This is a genomic window from Pseudomonas sp. DNDY-54, from assembly GCF_019880365.1.
In the GTDB taxonomy this organism is placed as follows: Bacteria; Pseudomonadota; Gammaproteobacteria; order Pseudomonadales; family Pseudomonadaceae; genus Stutzerimonas; species Stutzerimonas stutzeri_P.
Genome location: NZ_CP082271.1, coordinates 3,447,508 through 3,465,420, shown reverse-complemented (window position 1 = coordinate 3,465,420; position 17,913 = coordinate 3,447,508). Strand labels below are relative to the sequence as shown.

The following is a 17,913-nucleotide window of genomic DNA, read 5'->3' as shown; positions in this document are numbered from 1 at the left end:
GGTACTACTCCATACTCCGATAAAAAGACTCACTCGCCTAACGTTTGGTTAAGGGGCGGGCTTTAGCCCGTCCCAGTGAGCGAAGCGAACGACTTGAACCACTAGTTAGGTTTCACGACAGGTTACCAAAGTTGGCTACCCATGAAATGGCACTATTATATTTTTTGAAGCGAGAGTGGCTAAATAGGCATGCTGGAATAAGTAATGTACAGGCCATGACCACACCGACAAGAGTTCCTGCTGCTGAACCGATAAAAAGCATAAATAGGCCAAATATCAAAAACAACGCTCCCGTTAATGCGTAACCTCTACGGGTGCGGGCTTGGTCAGGGTAGCGGTTTAGCATTTGATACCTAACGTTTGGTTAAGGGGCTGGCTTTAGCCAGTCCCAGCGAACGAAGTGAGCGGCTTGAACCGCTTGTTAGGCAGCGGAGCATAGCGGGCCTCGCTGGCTGATACCGCGAATGGCTGAGTGGATTCGAACGTTCAAACCAATACGTGCTGACTGATTCACACCGCTGCATGCTCCTTGTTGCCGGACTCGGAGCCAAAGCGCGCAAACGACGCGCTAGCGGGCAATGCGACGGATGCGTATTGAAAGAGTAACGGGCGGCGGCGAAACAAACTTCCATGTATGCACGAGCCTTAAACGAAAATGACGCCTAACTATAATTAGACACCAAGTGGTGTATAAGACGCCGAACGGGCGTGGTGTATAACATTCCTTGTCATCTTCGACCTCCTTGTCTAGTCTGGGCGGTTCCGAGGAAGGATGAATGTATAAGGGAGTTATACACCATGGATGGAAAGCCGCGTTTACTCGATCAAGTCCGCGACCAGATCAGGCTGAAACACTACTCGATCAGAACTGAGCGCGTCTATTGCGAATGGATCAAGCGCTACGTACGGTTTCACAATTATCGCCACCCAATGGAAATGGGCGCTCCGGACGTCGAAGCGTTTCTTTCTGATCTGGCGGTTCGCCGTGATGTGTCGGCCTCCACGCAGAATCAGGCACTGGCCGCGTTATTGTTTCTTTATAAACAGGTGCTCAAGCAGGATTTACCCTGGTTGGGCGAGGTAGTCCGTGCCAAGAAACCGGCTCGGTTGCCGGTTGTGCTCTCCATTAGCGAGGTACAGCAGATCCTCGGACAGCTTGATGGAGACGTCGGGCTCATCGCGCGACTTTTGTATGGCGGGGGTCTTCGTTTGATGGAGGGCGTACGGCTTAGGGTCAAGGATGTGGATTTCTCGCGAAAGGAAATCATCATCCGCGACGGCAAGGGTCAGAAGGATCGCGTCACGGTAATGCCGACAAGCTTGGCATTACCGCTCAGGCAACATATCGCGCGGGTGCGAGCCATTCATCAGTTCGAGCTGGCCGAGGGAAGGGGCGACGTCTATCTGCCGGATGCCTTGGCGCGGAAGTATCCCGGCGCACCGTTTGAGTGGGCTTGGCAATATGTCTTTCCGGCGGCGGGCTTGTCAGTCGACCCGCGCAGCGGGTCGGTGCGTCGGCATCATCTGGACGAGAAACGCGTGCAACGCGCGTTCAAGCGAGCGGTTAAGGCGTCAGGGCTCGCAAAGTTGGCGACGCCTCATACCCTGCGGCACAGTTTCGCCACTCATTTGTTGGAAAGCGGGCAGGACATTCGCACTGTCCAGGAACTGCTTGGGCATGCGGATGTGAAGACAACGATGATCTACACCCATGTGCTCAATCGGGGCGGTCTTGCGGTGCTAAGCCCGCTGGATCGGATGTAGGGCTGTCGTTGCGGTCAGGTCTGTCGTGCCCGCGGATCACCGTTAATCGAAGTAATTGCGTTCAACCATACCGCGGCCCTAAAGCGGGCCCCGAGGTGCAGGGCGCGGGGTGAAGCGATTCAGCGGCATCGGGAAAATTGGTTGATGCGCTTCCCGGGGTGACCGCCGGGAGCTGCTCGGGCCGCCTCAGCGCATTTCGCCCGCAGCGCACGCGGGCGGCTGGGTAAGTCCAGGCGCCCGCAGGATAACCGGCTTAACGATCGCGATCGGATGCGTTGCGTGTACGTGTCGGCTCGTCGGCGGGCGTTGTCGCGGGGGCGGTATTTGGTGTCGGCGCGGCGGCCGGCTCAGCGGCGGGTTCGCTTGAGGGCGCGGCAGTGGAACTACCCACGCTTTGCGACGCGCCACGGCAGGTCAGCTCGGCGAACGGCTCATCAGGCGAATAGTCGCCCGGTACGCGTTCGACTCGTTGTGTATTCGGCGTCACGGTAAACACCGGCGGTGCGGAAGTATCAGCCCGGGCCTCATCGGGTACGTGAAATTCGCACGTCACGGTCTCTCCGGTCTTGTTCATGACCTTCACAGCCCTAATCCCGACCAACTCGCCCCCCGCTGCGGTGGTGGAGGTCGGGACGCCCATGGCGCTGATTTCGATATCCAGGCCGTTCAGGTGGGTGATCACCTCTGGCTTGGGCGTCTGAGCAAAGGCAACGGGCGCGCAAAGTGCGAAGCCGAGGGCGGTGAGCAGTGGCTTGGTCATGTGAACCTCCTAGAGTCGATGCCTGCTTAGAAGGGTTCGAGGGGTGTGGGTTCGATTCTCGTCGTATGGATTGATTGCAAAATGATGGGCACAGCATTTCGCGTCGCGCCGTCTCGCTATCTGGCCGCTTTGATATTGCGCGCATAAAGCGCCTTGCCGCCGCTCGATGTGGTGCCGCGGGCTTCAAGCTCGAAGCGTTTGGGTTGGGATTTGATCAGGTCGCTGAGTTTCTTGAAACCGTACAGCCGCGGGTCGAAGGCGGGCCGGAGTTTGCTGACGTTGGAGCCTAGCTCTCCGAGGTGGACCCAGTCGTCTTCGTCGTCCGCTATGTCGCTCAGTACCTTGGCGATGAAATCCACCGGGACTTTCTGGGCTTTGACTTCGGCGGGCTTGTCGGTGGCCTTCGTCTCGTCCTCGGCTTTCTCTACCGGCGCGGAGGCGGGCGTCTTGTCGCCGTTGCTGGGCGGTTCCTGCGAGGTCTTGGGTGCGTCCGCGCGGAGGATTTCGGTGTAGATGAACTTGTCGCAGGCGGAGACGAAGGGCGACGGCGTTTTTTGCTCGCCGAAGCCGTAAACAGTGAGGCCTTCTTCGCGAATACGTGCGGCCAGACGGGTGAAATCGCTATCGCTCGAGACCAGGCAAAAGCCGTCGAAACGCCGGGTGTAGAGCAAGTCCATGGCGTCGATGATCAATGAGCTGTCGGTCGCGTTCTTGCCGGAGGTGTAAGCGAATTGCTGAATCGGCTGGATGGAATAGTCGAGCAGCACTTTCTTCCAGCTGCCCAGGTTGGGCTTGGTCCAATCGCCGTAGATGCGCTTGACGCTGGCGACGCCGTATTTGGCAATTTCCTCGAACAAGCCTTCGACGATGGCGGCGGGGGCATTGTCGGCGTCGATGAGGACGGCGAGATGGATCTGCTGACGGGTGTTGCTGGGCTTCGCGGCCATGGTTCGTCCTTGGAGGGTGATGTGCTGACCATAACGCCAGTCGCCGTCACGGTGCCATAGGGCGGCCGTTTCGATTGAACCCTCGTGACCGAGTCGGTTCGGAGATTGCGTTCACAGTCTGCTAGACGCGCTACGGCTGGTGCAGGCCAGCTTAGCGGCTAGAGTAAGCAGTACCCTTACGTCCCTCACGAAAAGGCGCCTACATGACCGCAATCATCGACTTCCTCAACACCATCTTCTGGGGCTACGTCCTTATCTACGGCCTGCTGGCGGTGGGCGTGTTCTTCACTATTCGCCTGGGCTTTCTGCAGTTTCTGCATTTTGGCGAAATGGTTCGGGCGATCAGAGGGGCGCGGCAGAGCGACGCGTCCGGCATCTCGCCGTTTCAGGCGCTGTGTACCAGCCTCGCGTCGAGGGTCGGTACCGGCAACCTGGCCGGTGTTGCGGTTGCGCTGTATCTGGGCGGCGCCGGCGCGATTTTCTGGATGTGGGTGGTGGCATTGGTCGGCATGGCGACGGCCTACGCGGAGAGTTCGCTCGCGCAGTTGTACAAGGTGCGCGATGGCGAGGGGCAGTACCGGGGCGGTCCGGCGTTCTACATCGCGAAGGGCCTGAAGGCACCGTGGGCCGGCGGCGTGTTCTCCGTCGCGCTGATCATTTCGTTCGGGCTGGTGTTCAACGCCGTGCAAGCCAACTCGATTGCTGATGCGATGGAAGGCGCGTTCGGTATACCCAAACTGTGGGTGGGTATCGCCATCGCTATTCTCGCGGGGATGGTGATTTTTGGCGGACTGCGTTCGATTGCTCGGTTCGCTGAGTTGGTGGTGCCGTTGATGGCCGGTCTTTACGTGCTCATGGCGCTGATCGTGCTAGCGATCAATATCACCGAAGTGCCAGGCGTACTGATGACCATCCTCCGTAGCGCCTTCGGGCTGGAAGAGGCGGCCGGGGGCGTTGCTGGCTCGGTGACCGCGGCGATGCTCAACGGCATCAAGCGTGGGTTGTTCTCGAACGAGGCGGGGATGGGCTCGGCGCCCAACGTGGCGGCAACCGCGACCCCCGCGCCGCATCACCCGTCGTCGCAGGGGCTGGTGCAGGCGATGGGCGTGTTCATCGATACCATCGTGATCTGCACCGCTACGGCGGTGATGATTCTGCTCTCGGGCGTGCTTGAGCCGGGCTCGGGCGTAACCGGCACGCAGCTCACACAGCAGGCGATGGAAAGCCACATTGGCGTGGCCGGGACGTACTTCATTGCTATCGCGATCCTGTTCTTCGCCTTCACCTCCATCGTCGCCAACTATTCCTACGCCGAGAACGCGCTGATTTTCCTCGGCGCGGGCAACAAGCTCGGGCTTACCTTGCTGCGCCTGGCCGCGCTCGGAATGGTTATCTGGGGCGCTTACGAGGCGGTGACGACGGTATTCAACGCAGCGGATGCGTCGATGGGGCTGATGGCAACGATCAACCTGATCGCCATTACGCTGCTTTCGGGCACGGTGGTGAAGCTCACTAAGGACTACATGGCGCAGATCAAGGCAGGCGAAGTGCCGACGTTCAAGGCGGCGGATTACCCTGAGCTGAAGGCCAAGATCAACAACAACATCTGGCGTTGAGGAATGCGCCCCGGCATAACCCGGGGCGCTTGCGGTGACAGCTTGGTGGCAGTCAGTCAGGTAGTCGGTCGAGGCTGCTCGGTTCATGCATCGGGCAGCCGTTATGACGCGCGCGGAATTCCGACGACATTTCATAGGCCGGCTTTCGCGAGCGCATGATGCCGCCGAGTGGGCGGTGCGCTGCGAGCCCATGCCACGGGCTGAAGGACATCTCGTCGTCGACCCGCTTGGCCCGCGCCTCGCTCCAGGCCGTTTGCGGTTGGACGTCGATCCGCGCCACCGTGACGTAAGGGCTGAGGTCTTCTGGCCAGGCCACGCTCGCGTCTTCGATGGGCATCTTGTCGATATCGGTTGCCAGCTGAACGCGCAGCTCCCACGTCCCGCCGTGCTTCGAGAAGTGCTCGGTGACCGCGTCGCGCAGTCCGTTCGGCTTGTCGCTCAGGTCGACGGCCTTGTCTGTCAGCGCTTTCAGCTCGGGAGAGACCGGCACCAGCGCCAGCTTGGCGAAATAGCGCCCGTAGAGGATCGGGACCACGCTGTAATAGGTTTCGCCCAGCAGATTGGTCATGGGATGGCCGCCCATGCCTTTGAGCGTCGGGCTCTCGCCTCCCGCTTTCTCGAGCAGGCCTTCTGCACCCCGCAGGGCGGCGGAAAGCACCTGTTTGGCCCGGGGCGCACGGTCGGTGGTCTTGGCAATCAGCTTCACAGACTTGAGAAAGTCCTTGGGTGTCGGCGCAAGGAAAGCCGGCGCGTTGACCATGACGAAGTCCTGGGTCACCTGGCCACCGCTGTTGGGCAGCCGCTCACCTTCGACGCCAATCAGCTTGATCGCCAGCCCGCGCGGGGTCGACACCTTGTCATCGAGGATGTCGCCGGGGTTGGTCGAAAACCGCATCACCACCGGCATCCGCCCCGCCTTGGCAAACGCGCCCTGCGCCAACTCCGGCGGCAAATCGTCCCTTACTTCGATCTCGCCCTGCAGCAAGCCATGACTCTTGGCGTGCACGCTGCGGATCGCATGGCCGCTGTGGGCGAAGGTCGTCTCGGTGATGTCGCGCATGGCCTGAATGAGGCCGGAGATGGTCTCGGCTTCGTCATCAGGAACCTGTTCGTAGGTGGGGTCGAAGGGAAGGGGCGTAATGCTCAGGCGATCGGTCATAGGCTCGGCTCCGGTGCTAGGCGGACGGTTTGCGGGTACGCCGCGGTCCTGTTAGTCGACTGCCGTTGGTTGTGATCGTTTCCCTTCTACATACAGGGTGCACGGCCGAGTCGCCTGCGCTGCCGGGCCGACCGGCGTTGCAGTCAAATGCGATCTCGCGTCACTGCGGAATCACGCCGAGTCCTCGCGCCATCAGTGCGGCCAGCAGGGGAAGCATCAGCAGTGCGAGCAGCTCTATCCGAATGACCAGCTTGACGCCGCGTGCATGGGCCGGACTGATAGTGGGGACCTCGCCCGCCTTTAGCGCCGGGCGCCATTTGAGAAAGGTGACGGTGGGGTAGATCGACATCAGCGCGACAACTACGAACAACCCGACCTTGGCGTGGAAAAAGCTGTTGTTCAGGTAGTAATCCAGGCCTTTGCCGTAGCGCATGGCGCGCGCCGCGCCGGTGATGAGCACCAAGCCGGCAGCGATGCCGAAGGCCAGATCGACCCGGAACAGGCTACGTGCCCGCTTGAAGTTCAGCGGCAGACGAAACAGTTGATGTTCGAGCACCAGCAGGGAAAACAGCAAAAAGATCGCCACGAAGTGCAGGTAGGCGGCGACGGCATAGGCCATTTTTCATGATCCTTAGGTTAGGTTGCAGCAGCATCTTGCTCATGGCTGGGTGCCGTATGGCTCGATGCGAACCATCGCTTCTCGCGTTGCAGTCTCCGGGCGATGCTGCCCAGGCAGACGCCCCGCAGGAGCATGAAGGCGAGAAAGGCCAACCACAATCCATGATTGCCCATCCCGCGCAACAGCCAGCCCAATGGTAGCGAAATCAACACGGCAAGCAGCATGGCGTTTCGCATTTCCCGCGCGCGGGTAGCGCCGATGAACAGGCCATCGAGCAAATAACTCCAGACTGCAACAAGCGGCAGCGCCGCGAGGTAGGGCAAATAGGTGAGGGCGGTGTCGCGAACCGACGGGATATCGGTCTGCAGGCTGATGAACAGCTCGCCACCGAGCAGGAAAAACAGCCCGAACGCCAGGCTCGCCAGTAAGGACCAGCCGCCGGCGACGGTGAGGATCCGGCGCAACTCGGTGCGGTTCTGCGCGCCAATGGCATGGCCGCTCAGCGCTTCCACTGCATGGGCCAGGCCGTCCAGTGCATGGGCGGTGAGCATCAGGCCGTTGAGCAGCAGCGCATTGGCGGCGACCGTCGCATCGCCGAGGCGTGTGCCTTGTACGGTCACTAAAAAGAACACCAGTTGCAGCGCCAGCGAGCGCAGGAAGATATCGCGATTGACCGACATCAGTGGTTTCCAGCTGGCCCAACGGCGCATGGCCTGGCCGTTCAACCGGCCGGGATAACGCAGCAAGGCACCGCGAGTCAGTGCCAAGCCGACCAGCACGCCGCTCCATTCGGCAATCACCGAGGCGCGTGCGGCTCCGGCCACGCCCCATTCCAGGCCGATGACGAACCACAGGTCCAGGGCGACGTTGATCAGATTGGTGGTCAGCAGAATGGCCAGCGGGGCCCGGGCGTTCTGGGTGCCGAGGAACCAGCCGATCAGCGCCAGGCTGGCCAATGCGGCGGGGAGGCCGAACAGACGCGTGTGGAAGTACGCTTGCGTGAGGCTGTCCAGTTCGGCTGAAGGTTGCATCAATTGCAACGCAAAGCCCTTGAGTGGTTGCGCCGTGACGCTCAACAGCAGAGCGAATCCCAGCGCCAGCAGCAGCCCCTGCAACAATACCTGGCGTAGCGCACCACCGTCTTCGCGCCCGGCAGCCTGAGCGGCGAAACCGGTGGTGCCCATGCGCAGAAAACCCATGACCCAGACCAGCAAGGTATACAGGCTGCCGCCCACGGCCACCGACGCCAGCTGATGCGCATGGGGTAGATGGCCGATCACCGCGCTATCAACCAGCGCCACCAGCGGCACGGACAGGTTGGACAGGATCATCGGTGCAGCCAGCGCCCATACCCGTTTATGGGTCGGGACGTGCTGCCAGGCGGTCAATAGCCGAGACATGAGGGGCTCCAGAGCAGCCCGGCATGATACGTCGTCGAGGTTCTGAGCGCAGCCAGGCGATGGGCGATGGCTGGGGGCGTGGGGTGGAAGGCGTGGGTCAGTGGATCAGCCAGCTCAACAGCCAGAGTCCGAGGAAGAGATAGATCACGCCTGCGATGAACGAGCGCCGAAAGAACGCTCGGAACGCGCCGACTAGCAGCATCAGCCCGATCGCCAGTGCGATCAGGCTGATCAATGAGCGGTCCATGCCGAGGGTCCGTGACAACCCCTCGAGGAAGTTGGCGCCGGCATCGGCAAACAGACCAAAGAAGCCGCTGAGCGCATCGACGATGTAGCGAATCACCGTACCGAGCGCTTGGCCCAACCATTCGAAAAAGCTTTCCACCTGCATGTTGCGCTCCTGTCGGGCTGTCCTAGGCTACAAGCGCAGCCGTTTCTGGGGCATTGGGCTATCAATCCGTCCGGCAGTTCCCATGCCGGATTGAACCCGCGTTCCGGCGGTGGGTCTGTACTGGGCTAAATGATGCCGTCGCGCGTCGTCATGCAATTGCAATCCTTCCCGAGCAGTCTGTCAGTCAGCGAATTAAAGAGAAAAGACGATGCCGATTGTTACCGATCCACGGCCGCAGTGGCTGTCGGGGGCGCGCCCCCGAATCTGGGCGCTGGGCATGCTGGCCGCCGGTTTGTTCTATACCGCCGCCACCCTTCATCTGGATGAGCGGGTGTTCTACTCCTTGCAATCGGCGTGGCATGAAAACCGTTGGGAGGCGCGTAGCCTGTGGCTGCCGGAGTACAAGGTGCGGGTCGATGCGATGCCGGTGGCAACGGTGTCCAACAATCTTTCCGGGCTGACATTCGATGAGCAGCGTAACCATCTTTGGGCCGTGGTGAACAACCCCGAGCAGCTGGTTGCGCTGGATCGGGACGGCAACTTCCTCGCACGCTATCCCCTGAAGGGCTTCAGCGATGTCGAGGGCATTACCTACCTGGGTGACAACCTGCTGGCGGTGACCGAAGAGCGCAGCCAGTCGCTGGTGATCTTCCCTGTACCTGATAAACCCGGTGCACTTCAGCGCGAGGATTATGCGTCGGTCACGCTGGGGCTGGGTGATGCGGATAATGCCGGTTTCGAAGGGGTTGGCTACGACCGCGCCGGTGATCGGCTGTTCGTGGTCAAGGAGCACTCGCCGCGCAAGCTCTACGAGATTCAGGGCATCAAGGCCAGCCTCAACGGGCAGCTCAACCTGAACGTGATCGACCGCGAGGCCTGGATCGAAGATAAGGACATGGCCAGCGATCTGGCATCGGTGCATTACGACGAGCGCACCGGTCACCTGGTGCTGCTGAGTGACGAGGCAAAAATGATGCTGGAGCTGGACGGGGACGGCGGGCTCGTCAGCTTCCGCTCGCTGTGGAGCGGGTTTGCCGGGTTGAAGAAAAGCGTACCGCAGGCCGAGGGCATGACCTTCGATACTCGGGGTGATCTCTATCTGGTCAGTGAGCCCAACCTGTTTTACGCCTTCGAACGCAAATAGCCGTTCTTCGATTCGCTGTGATCAACCGCGGCGAATCATCCACACCCCTCCGAAAATCAGCAGCAGCCCGCCAAGCTTGCCAAGGCTGATCGACGACTGCCTGAAACCCGCCCAGCCGAAGTGATCGAGCAGCAGCGCCATGCCCAGCTGCCCGGCCAGTACCAGGGCCATGAACAGCAGCGCCCCGATGCGCGGGCCCGCGAAGGCGGCGGTGGCGATAAAGAACATCCCCAGCAGGCCCGCACACCAGTGCCACCAGTTCAAACCGCGCAATGCCTGCAGCCCGGGCAGTTCTCGTTGAAACAGCACGATGCACAACAGCGCAAAGGTACCCACCGCGAACGACAGCATCGCGGCGCTCATCACGCTGCCGAAATGCTTGGCCACCTGCCCATTGATGCCGGCCTGTAACGGCAAAAAGGCGCCGGCGATAAAGGGCAGTACGAGAAGCCACCAAGCGACAACGGGCATGTGATTACTCCAGACAGGACAAAAGAAAGCCCGCCTGATCGGCGGGCGCGGTCAAAATCAGGCATTCGGTTTAGTGCGGCGGGTATTGTGACAGCACCTTGGACACGGTCTCGCGGAACATGCCTGCACGCTCCTGCGGGCTGCCGGGATTGTCGCGCAATACCTGTTCGGCACTGCCGCGCCAGACAAGTTTGCCGTCATCGGCGTCATAGAAATCGACCTGTAGAGTGCCGACCTGATAGTGAATGGTCCGCGTGTCGGCGAATGTCGGTCCGCCCCAGAAACCATGCCACGGGCTGCCCCAGGCACTCATCGAGGTGGTGGTGTATTGCTGGCTGCGCTCGTCGACGATGAACCAGGCTTGAATCAACACGTCGGGTGCCTGGCCGGACTGAGCCTGGCGCAGGCCGCGCTGATCCAGCTGCTCGCTGACGGCGCTGCGTATGCGTTGCTCGGTGAGGTCGCTCTTGATACGTGGATCATCGGGGCGGTATTGCAGTGCGGGTTCCTTCCAGTCCCAGGTACGGTACGCGGAGAATTCCCGCTGCGGGTCGAAGTCGCGTTGCACTTGGGTGCTCTGGCAAGCGGCGAGCACCAGCAGCAAGGGCAGCATCATCAATGAACGGAACATGGCGTTTTCCTGCGTGAGAGGAGCGAGTCAGCGCGGGGGATAGTCGGCGAGCGCACGGTTCACAGCATCGCGGGCGGCGTCTTTACGTTCGGCCTGGTTACCGCCGCTGCGAGCTTCGGCCCGATTGCTCCATACCGACTGCCCCGAGGCGCTGTCGAGCATTTCGATTCTGACGGTCACCACTTCCTCCTCGTAGCTACGCACGATTGGCGCGCTGGCGCCGATGCCGATCCCCGACCCGTACCCGGGGCCGTAACCGCCGTAACGTCCAGCACCGACGCGGCTGCCGTAGTCATCGTAGACCTGGCGCACGCGGGTCTCCATTTGGGCGCTGGCGCTGATCTGAACATCGCCCTTGGCACCTGCTGGAGCGGGGCGTAGGCCGCGTTGATCGAGGGCGCTGGAAACCATTTCCTGCAGCTCTTCGGAAGCGAGCGAAGCCGTTGCGGCCGGTGGGCTGCGCCAGCTCCAGCTTTGATAGGCGGAAAAGTCGCGAGGCGCGGCGGGGTAAGTGGGCGACTGGATCTGCTCGACCGGGGGTGCCGGAGGAATCGGTGCGGATTCGCTGGTGTAGGGGTTGCTGCTCTGGCAGCCCACAACGCTCAGATACAACAGGGGCAATAGGACACGGGGCGACATCGGTACCTCCCGGCCGGCGCTCAGCGGGGCCGACACAACCAGTGCAGGTAACGCCCGAGGCCGACGAAGCTGGGATGGCGGCGGTAGGCCAGTTCCATCTCGATCAAATCGGCAGGCTCGGTACGGGCCTGGAAATCGGCGGGCATGTAGTCATGGAATACGCGCACGCCACTAGTTGATTCGACCTGCCAGTGCGGTGCGAGTTGCGCGGCCAGCTCACGCGGGTCGAGTGGTTGTTGTGGCGTCAGGCTCTGGCGCTCGCCCGCATAGGTCTGGGTGCGCAGCTTCTTGAAATGGCCTTTGAGCAAGTTGCGGTAGATCAGTGCGTCGCGGTTGTAGAAGGCCAGTGACAGCCAGCCATCGTCGGCGACCAGGCGATGCAGTACCGGCAGGATCGCCTGGGGCTCGGCGAGCCACTCCAGTACGGCGTGGCAGATGACCAGATCGAAACGGCCTTCGATCTGACTTTCGATCTCCTGCCAGGGCGCTTGTATAAATGTGGCGCTCTGGCCGGCTTCGGCAAACTGTTTGCGTGCGCCTTCCAGCATCGGCTCGGCGGGTTCGGCGAGCGTGACCTCATGGCCCTGCTGAGCCAGCCACAGGCTCATATGACCGAGGCCGGCGCCGATATCCATCACCCGCAGCGGGCGTTGCGGCAGGATTTCGGCGAGATCGGCCTGCAGCACCGCGAGGCGGATCGCACCCTTGGCGCCGCCGTAGATCTTCTCGGCGAAGCGCGTCGCGAGCTCATCGAAATGGCGGTCGGTCATTGGGCGAACCGCCGTTCGTTGTCGGCCAGCTTGGCCAGCAGCGCCTGTTCCATATCGATGCCCAGCTCGCTGCACATCAGCAGCAGGTACATGAGGATGTCGCCGACTTCCTGGCCGACATGCTCCAGCTTGTCGGCCGCAAGCTGACGCGACTCGTCTTCGGTCTGCCACTGGAAGATTTCCACCAGCTCGGCCATTTCCACGCTGGCGGCCATGGCGAGATTCTTGGGGCTGTGAAAGCGCTGCCAGTCATTCTGGTCGCGGATCGCATGCAGGCGTTGGGTGATCTGTTCGATGTTCATCTGGGAAGGGCGGGCTCGTTGGAATGTCCGGCACTGTAGCCAGTGGCTGGCACCGTATCCAGTGCGACCTCGGTTCGCCAGCAAGCTGGCTCCTACAAGGGCAGCGGGAGCGTCTGGTTGTCAGCGTAAACACGCGCTTATTTGTAGGAGCGAGCTTGCTCGCGAATCATGCCATCAGTCGAGCGCAACAGCCCCGTCAGGGCGGTAGCGCCGGCAAGCGATCAACGCTGACGAACCTTCAGTTCACGCCCGATGGCAGTCACGCCGGGGCGATAGTCGCCTTGCTCTATTGCACCAATCGCCTGCTCCAGCGCGCACTTGGCAATCTGCTCGTGCTGCTGGGAAATTGCGTTGACCCGGATCGGCAGGAAATCCAGCAGCTGCGCGTCACCAAAGGTGGCCAGGCGCAAATGCTCTGGCCAGAGCAGGTCCCGTTCGCGCAGTGCATCGAAGACGCCTTCGAGCAACACATAGGCGGTGGTGATCAAGGCGTCGGGCAACGGTCCGCGGTCGAGCAGGGTGAGCATCTGTTCGCGGCCACAGGCGCGGCTGAACTGCTCGGCCTGGAGCACGCTGACCTGGCCCCTGTGCCCGGTTAAAGTCCGGTTAAAACCTTCCTCACGCTGCTGGCTGATGCGAAGGGCCGGCCGCGCGCTGATCAGCGCGATATGCGCGTCGGCTGGAATGTCCAGCGAGCGGGTCAGCTGCGCCGCTGCCTCGCGGTCATCGCTGACCACTGAACAGAAGTGCTCGGCATCCATCGCCCGGTCGAGGGCAATCACCGGGGTGCCGCTCGCTTGAAGCTTGCGATAGCTCTGATCATCAGCCGGCAGGCAGCTCGCAACGATCAGCGCATCGCAACGGCGCGAGCGCAGCACCTGAAGGACCTGCCGCTCGGTGTCCGGCTCGTCGTCGGAACCTGCGATCAGCAACTGATAGCCGCGCAAGCGGGCGCGCTGTTCCAGCAATTTGGCCAGGCGGGCGTAGCTGGGGTTTTCCAGGTCCGGAACGATGAAGCCAAGGGTTCGCGACTGCCCGCGGCGTAGCCCGGCCGCTTGCTGATCAAGCTGAAAACCCTGCTGTTCGGCGACGGCCATGACGCGCTCGACCGTGGCTGGGCTGATTCGCCGTTGCGCAGCCTTGCCGTTGAGCACATAGCTGGCGGTGGTTACCGAAACGTTGGCGAGGCGGGCGAGGTCGGTCAGTTTCAACGAGAAATCCTTGGTCTGTTTCGGTTTGCAGTGCCGGCGGAACACGTTCTACGGAGAGGCAAGTGGATCCCCGAGACGGGTGGTTTGAACTCGGGCTTCTAGAGTCACCCAAATTTGCGTAATGTGCCAAGGGTTGGTGAAACGTTTCAGCAGCTGTCCGGTCATAAGCGCCGGCCCAGGATTCGGGTCATGCCGGCGCGCTGTCGTTCGCACGCCGCCGGTATAAAAACAATCGCGAGCCCGCAAGGAGTTCTCCATGCTTGAGTTGAATGCCCAGCACATCCACATGCGTCAGCACGCGGCGGACAAGCCCGCGGCCCTCGCCCTGCTTGGCGAGGTACTGGTCGCCGATGGGCTGGTGGCGCCCGGTTATCTCGACGGCCTGCGCGCGCGCGAAGCGCAGGGTTCGACCTTTCTCGGGCAGGGCATCGCGATCCCTCATGGCACGCCGGAAACCCGCGATCAGGTGTTCACCACTGGCGTGCGGTTACTGCACTTTCCGGCCGGGGTCGACTGGGGCAACGGCCAGTTGGTGTATCTCGCCATCGGTATCGCGGCCCGCTCCGATGAACATTTGCGCCTGTTGCAACTGCTGACCCGAGCCCTGGGCGAGGGCGACCTCAGCGAGGCGCTGCAGAAGGCCGAAAGCCCTGAGGTCATCATCGACCTGCTGCAGGGCGCGCCGCAGGCCCTGGCGCTGGACGGCGAACTGGTCGGCCTGGGTGTCGCCGCCGATGATTTCGACGAATTGGCCTGGCAGGGTGTGAAGTTGCTCAAGCGCGCCCAGTGCGTAGAACCGGGCTTCAACGCCAGCTTGCCGCTGAGCCAGGCGCTGCCGCTGGGCGATGGTCTCTGGTGGCTGAGCAGCGAGCAATCGGTGCAGCGCCCTGGATTAGCGTTCGTTACGCCCGCGTCGAATCTTGAACACCAAGGCCAGCCCCTCAACGGTCTTTTCGTGCTGGCCAGCCTGGGCGAAGCGCATCGGGCGATGCTCGAGCGACTGTGCAACCTGCTGATCGAAGGACGTGGGCAGGAGTTGAGCCAAGCGACTTCCAGCCGCGTGGTGCTCGAAGCCCTGGGCGGCGAAGTGCCGGCCGACTGGCCCAGCGCTAGGGTCTCACTGGCCAATGCGCACGGTCTGCATGCGCGTCCGGCCAAGACGCTGACCGAGGTCGCACAGGCGTTCGATGGCGAAATTCGCGTGCGACTGGCGGGCAATGAAGGTGTTGGCGTGTCGGCTAAGAGCCTGAGCAAATTGTTGGCAATGGGTGCGCATCGCGGTCAGGTGCTTGAATTCATGGCCGAACCTGCCATTGCCGACGATGCGTTGCCGGCGCTGGTGCGCGCCGTGGAAGACGGGCTGGGCGAGGACGTCGAGCCCTTGCCGGCCGCAGGTGAGATGGAGCAACCGGTCATCGCCATGCGACCTGATGAATCGGCCATCGAGCAGGCCGCCCTGTGCGCCGGTGATCAGGTGAATGGCATTGCGGCGTCTCCCGGAATTGCCATCGGTCCGGTGCTGGTGCGCAAGCCGCAAGTGATCGAGTACCCCAAGCATGGCGAATCGCCGACAATCGAGTTGCAACGCCTGGATGCCGCGCTGAAAGGCGTGCACGACGAGATCGGCACGCTGATCGAAGCGAGTCAGGTCGCCAGCATCCGCGACATCTTCACCACCCATCAGGCCATGCTGCGCGACCCGGCGCTGCGAGAGGAAGTCCAGGCGCGTCTGCAAAAAGGGCTGAGCGCCGAAGCAGCCTGGATGGAGGAAATCGAAACTGCGGCGCAGCAGCAGGAGGCCTTGCACGACAAGCTGCTGGCCGAACGTGCAGCCGATTTGCGTGACGTTGGGCGTCGCGTGCTGGCCTGCCTGACTGGTGTGGAAGCCGATCAGGCTCCAGACGAGCCCTACATCCTGGTGATGGACGAAGTGGCGCCTTCGGACGTCGCCACTCTCAACGCCCAGCGCGTCGCGGGGATTCTTACCGCTGGCGGCGGCGCCACTTCGCACAGCGCCATCATCGCCCGCGCGCTGGGCATTCCGGCCATCGTCGGTGCTGGGCCGGGTGTGCTTGGGCTGGCCCCAAACACACTGTTACTGCTCGACGGCGAGCGCGGTGAACTGCTGGTTTCGCCGACCGATGCGCAGCTGGAGCAGGCCCGCAACGAGCGCGCCACCCGCGAGGATCGCAAGCGCCTGGCAAATGAGCGTCGCCTGGAGCCGGCCATCACCCGCGACGGCCATCCGGTAGAGATCGCTGCCAACATCGGCGCTGCCGGCGAAACCCCGGAAGCGGTGGCGATGGGCGCCGAAGGCATTGGCCTGCTGCGTACCGAACTGGTGTTCATGAACCATTCCCAGGCGCCGGATCAGGCGACTCAGGAAGCCGAGTACCGCCGCGTGCTTGAAGCCCTTGAGGGGCGCCCTTTGGTGGTACGTACGCTGGATGTCGGCGGAGACAAACCGCTGCCGTACTGGCCGATGCCCGCCGAGGAAAACCCCTTTCTCGGTGTGCGCGGCATTCGCCTGAGCCTGCAACGCCCGGACATCCTCGAAACCCAGCTGCGTGCCTTGCTCTCGTCGGCCGATGGCCGCCCGCTGCGGATCATGTTCCCCATGGTCGGCAACATTGATGAATGGCGCACCGCCAAGGCCATGGTCGACCGCCTGCGCGTTGAGCTGCCGGTGGCCGATCTGCAGGTCGGCATCATGATCGAGATCCCGTCCGCCGCGCTGATCGCGCCGGTGCTGGCGCAGGAAGTCGACTTCTTCAGCATCGGCACCAATGACCTCACCCAGTACACCCTCGCCATCGACCGCGGGCATCCGACGCTTTCAGGGCAGGCCGATGGGCTGCACCCAGCGGTGCTGCGGCTGATCGGTATGACGGTCGAGGCGGCCCATGCCCACGGCAAGTGGGTCGGCGTTTGTGGCGAGCTGGCCGCTGATGCATTGGCGGTGCCGATGCTGGTGGGCCTGGGCGTGGACGAACTGAGCGTTTCGGCGCGCAGCATCGCCTTGGTGAAGGCGCGCGTTCGCGAGCTGGATTTCGCGGCCTGCCAGAGGCTGGCCCAGCAAGCCCTGATGCTGCCCGGCGCCCATGAAGTCCGCGCCTTCGTCGGGGAGCACTGCTGATGGCTCGCGTGCTGACGGTCACCCTCAACCCGGCCCTGGACCTGACCGTGCAGCTGCCGTCGCTGCGCCTGGGCGAGGTCAATCGAAGCGAAAGCCTGCAGGTGCATGCCGCCGGTAAGGGGCTCAACGTCGCGCAGGTGCTGGCCGACCTCGGCCATCGGCTGACCGTCACCGGCTTTCTCGGCGAGGGCAATCCGCAATCCTTCGAGCTGCTGTTCGCCGCGCGTGGATTTGCCGACGAATTCGTCCGCGTGCCGGGCGATACCCGCAGCAACATCAAACTGGCCGAAGCGGACGGGCAGGTCACCGACATAAACGGCCCGGGGCTGAGGGTGAGCGAGGCGAACTGCACGGAGCTGCTGACGCGGCTCCAGCGGCTGGCGCCCGCTCATGACCTTGTGGTCGTCGCCGGCAGCTTGCCGCGTGGCATCGACAGCCAGTGGTTCGTCCAGCTCTTGCAGACGCTCAAGAGTCTCGGCGTGCGGGTGGCGCTGGACACCAGCGGCGCCGCGTTGCGTGACGGGCTGGCCGCCACGCCCTGGTTGATCAAACCCAACGACGAAGAGCTGGCCGAGGCCCGTGGCGTCGAACTCACCGAGTCGGCAGCGCTGACAGCCGAAGCGCGACGACTGCAAGCCGAAGGCATCGAGCACGTGGTTATTTCGCAGGGCGCCAATGGCGTCAGCTGGTTCTCGCCAGGCGCGGCACTGCATGCCAATCCGCCCAGGGTTCGGGTCGTCAGCACCGTTGGTGCGGGCGACTCACTGCTGGCCGGCATGCTTCACGGTCTGCTGGAAGGCTGGCCGGCCGAACGCACCCTTACACACGCCACCGCCATTGCCGCGCAGGCGGTTGGGCAGGTCGGCTTTGGCATCACCGATACGGATGGACTTGCGGACCTGGAGGCCAGGGTCCGGCTCCAGCCGCTGAGCCAATAAATCGAACAAGAGGTG

At 62.5% G+C, this 17,913-nt stretch carries 16 protein-coding genes and 1 pseudogene; 5 read left to right on the top strand and 12 right to left on the bottom strand.

Annotated elements, in window-relative coordinates; translation table 11 throughout:
• Positions 1-798: 798 nt before the first annotated feature.
• On the top strand, positions 799-1,764 hold the full coding sequence (locus K4O48_RS16125) for an integron integrase (RefSeq protein WP_222909388.1): 966 nt from the start codon (positions 799-801) through the stop codon (positions 1,762-1,764).
• Positions 1,765-2,155: 391 nt separating this feature from the next.
• Here the strand turns inward: K4O48_RS16125 and K4O48_RS16120 are convergent.
• A pseudogene (locus tag K4O48_RS16120) lies at positions 2,156-2,524 on the bottom strand (hypothetical protein); the annotation flags it as partial.
• Positions 2,525-2,640: 116 nt separating this feature from the next.
• Positions 2,641-3,471 carry an NYN domain-containing protein gene (locus K4O48_RS16115; protein ID WP_222909386.1) on the bottom strand — a complete coding sequence of 277 codons (831 nt, stop codon included), beginning with the start codon at positions 3,469-3,471 and terminating at the stop codon, positions 2,641-2,643.
• Positions 3,472-3,674: 203 nt separating this feature from the next.
• On the opposite strand from K4O48_RS16115, the gene K4O48_RS16110 reads away from it, so the two are divergent.
• Positions 3,675-5,087 (top strand): sodium:alanine symporter family protein, encoded by a 1,413-nt coding sequence (locus K4O48_RS16110; protein WP_222909385.1) that lies wholly within the window; start codon positions 3,675-3,677, stop codon positions 5,085-5,087.
• Positions 5,088-5,139: 52 nt separating this feature from the next.
• On the opposite strand, the gene K4O48_RS16105 is transcribed toward K4O48_RS16110, so the two are convergent.
• The 4 genes from K4O48_RS16105 to K4O48_RS16090 all read right to left on the bottom strand — a co-directional run bounded on the left by K4O48_RS16105 (position 5,140) and on the right by K4O48_RS16090 (position 8,656).
• Positions 5,140-6,246, bottom strand: coding sequence for a catalase family protein (locus K4O48_RS16105; RefSeq protein ID WP_222909384.1), 1,107 nt, complete (start codon positions 6,244-6,246; stop codon positions 5,140-5,142).
• Positions 6,247-6,406: 160 nt separating this feature from the next.
• Positions 6,407-6,865, bottom strand: a complete 459-nt coding sequence (locus tag K4O48_RS16100) for a DUF2214 family protein (protein ID WP_222909383.1) — start codon at positions 6,863-6,865, stop codon at positions 6,407-6,409.
• Between the two features lie 17 nt (positions 6,866-6,882).
• On the bottom strand, positions 6,883-8,265 hold the full coding sequence (locus K4O48_RS16095) for an MATE family efflux transporter (protein WP_222909382.1): 1,383 nt from the start codon (positions 8,263-8,265) through the stop codon (positions 6,883-6,885).
• A gap of 97 nt (positions 8,266-8,362) precedes the next feature.
• Positions 8,363-8,656 carry a hypothetical protein gene (locus K4O48_RS16090; RefSeq protein WP_019340195.1) on the bottom strand — a complete coding sequence of 98 codons (294 nt, stop codon included), beginning with the start codon at positions 8,654-8,656 and terminating at the stop codon, positions 8,363-8,365.
• Between the two features lie 208 nt (positions 8,657-8,864).
• On the opposite strand from K4O48_RS16090, the gene K4O48_RS16085 reads away from it, so the two are divergent.
• Complete coding sequence (locus K4O48_RS16085; protein ID WP_222909381.1) at positions 8,865-9,800, top strand: SdiA-regulated domain-containing protein; 936 nt, start codon at positions 8,865-8,867, stop codon at positions 9,798-9,800.
• Between the two features lie 21 nt (positions 9,801-9,821).
• Here K4O48_RS16085 and K4O48_RS16080 read toward each other — a convergent pair whose 3' ends face one another.
• From K4O48_RS16080 to cra, 6 genes are all read right to left on the bottom strand, one after another.
• Complete coding sequence (locus K4O48_RS16080; RefSeq protein WP_222909380.1) at positions 9,822-10,271, bottom strand: DMT family transporter; 450 nt, start codon at positions 10,269-10,271, stop codon at positions 9,822-9,824.
• Between the two features lie 70 nt (positions 10,272-10,341).
• Complete coding sequence (locus K4O48_RS16075; RefSeq protein WP_222909379.1) at positions 10,342-10,902, bottom strand: DUF4136 domain-containing protein; 561 nt, start codon at positions 10,900-10,902, stop codon at positions 10,342-10,344.
• 27 nt (positions 10,903-10,929) lie between these two features.
• A complete protein-coding gene (locus K4O48_RS16070; protein WP_222909378.1) occupies positions 10,930-11,541 on the bottom strand; it encodes a DUF4136 domain-containing protein in 612 nt (203 codons plus the stop codon).
• A 20-nt stretch (positions 11,542-11,561) separates the two neighbouring features.
• A complete protein-coding gene (locus tag K4O48_RS16065; protein ID WP_222909377.1) occupies positions 11,562-12,311 on the bottom strand; it encodes a methyltransferase domain-containing protein in 750 nt (249 codons plus the stop codon).
• Positions 12,308-12,613 (bottom strand): nucleotide pyrophosphohydrolase, encoded by a 306-nt coding sequence (locus tag K4O48_RS16060; protein ID WP_222909376.1) that lies wholly within the window; start codon positions 12,611-12,613, stop codon positions 12,308-12,310. The genes K4O48_RS16065 and K4O48_RS16060 overlap by 4 nt, the downstream gene beginning before the upstream one ends.
• A 221-nt stretch (positions 12,614-12,834) precedes the next feature.
• Positions 12,835-13,824 (bottom strand): catabolite repressor/activator, encoded by a 990-nt coding sequence (cra, locus tag K4O48_RS16055; protein ID WP_222909375.1) that lies wholly within the window; start codon positions 13,822-13,824, stop codon positions 12,835-12,837.
• 256 nt (positions 13,825-14,080) lie between these two features.
• Between cra and ptsP the strand changes: the two genes are divergently transcribed.
• Entirely contained in the window at positions 14,081-16,960 is a 2,880-nt protein-coding gene (ptsP, locus tag K4O48_RS16050; RefSeq protein ID WP_222909374.1) for a phosphoenolpyruvate--protein phosphotransferase, read from the top strand.
• Entirely contained in the window at positions 16,960-17,898 is a 939-nt protein-coding gene (pfkB, locus tag K4O48_RS16045) for a 1-phosphofructokinase (RefSeq protein WP_222909373.1), read from the top strand. The genes ptsP and pfkB overlap by 1 nt, the downstream gene beginning before the upstream one ends.
• Positions 17,899-17,913 lie beyond the last annotated feature (15 nt).

Bases quoted from the DNA above. Each gene is read 5' to 3' on its own strand.
- K4O48_RS16125 (WP_222909388.1), top strand. From the start codon at position 799: ATGGATGGAAAGCCGCGTTTACTCGATCAAGTCCGCGACCAGATCAGG.
- K4O48_RS16115 (WP_222909386.1), bottom strand. From the start codon at position 3,471: ATGGCCGCGAAGCCCAGCAACACCCGTCAGCAGATCCATCTCGCCGTC.
- K4O48_RS16110 (WP_222909385.1), top strand. From the start codon at position 3,675: ATGACCGCAATCATCGACTTCCTCAACACCATCTTCTGGGGCTACGTC.
- K4O48_RS16105 (WP_222909384.1), bottom strand. From the start codon at position 6,246: ATGACCGATCGCCTGAGCATTACGCCCCTTCCCTTCGACCCCACCTAC.
- K4O48_RS16100 (WP_222909383.1), bottom strand. From the start codon at position 6,865: ATGGCCTATGCCGTCGCCGCCTACCTGCACTTCGTGGCGATCTTTTTG.
- K4O48_RS16095 (WP_222909382.1), bottom strand. From the start codon at position 8,265: ATGTCTCGGCTATTGACCGCCTGGCAGCACGTCCCGACCCATAAACGG.
- K4O48_RS16090 (WP_019340195.1), bottom strand. From the start codon at position 8,656: ATGCAGGTGGAAAGCTTTTTCGAATGGTTGGGCCAAGCGCTCGGTACG.
- K4O48_RS16085 (WP_222909381.1), top strand. From the start codon at position 8,865: ATGCCGATTGTTACCGATCCACGGCCGCAGTGGCTGTCGGGGGCGCGC.
- K4O48_RS16080 (WP_222909380.1), bottom strand. From the start codon at position 10,271: ATGCCCGTTGTCGCTTGGTGGCTTCTCGTACTGCCCTTTATCGCCGGC.
- K4O48_RS16075 (WP_222909379.1), bottom strand. From the start codon at position 10,902: ATGTTCCGTTCATTGATGATGCTGCCCTTGCTGCTGGTGCTCGCCGCT.
- K4O48_RS16070 (WP_222909378.1), bottom strand. From the start codon at position 11,541: ATGTCGCCCCGTGTCCTATTGCCCCTGTTGTATCTGAGCGTTGTGGGC.
- K4O48_RS16065 (WP_222909377.1), bottom strand. From the start codon at position 12,311: ATGACCGACCGCCATTTCGATGAGCTCGCGACGCGCTTCGCCGAGAAG.
- K4O48_RS16060 (WP_222909376.1), bottom strand. From the start codon at position 12,613: ATGAACATCGAACAGATCACCCAACGCCTGCATGCGATCCGCGACCAG.
- ptsP (WP_222909374.1), top strand. From the start codon at position 14,081: ATGCTTGAGTTGAATGCCCAGCACATCCACATGCGTCAGCACGCGGCG.
- pfkB (WP_222909373.1), top strand. From the start codon at position 16,960: ATGGCTCGCGTGCTGACGGTCACCCTCAACCCGGCCCTGGACCTGACC.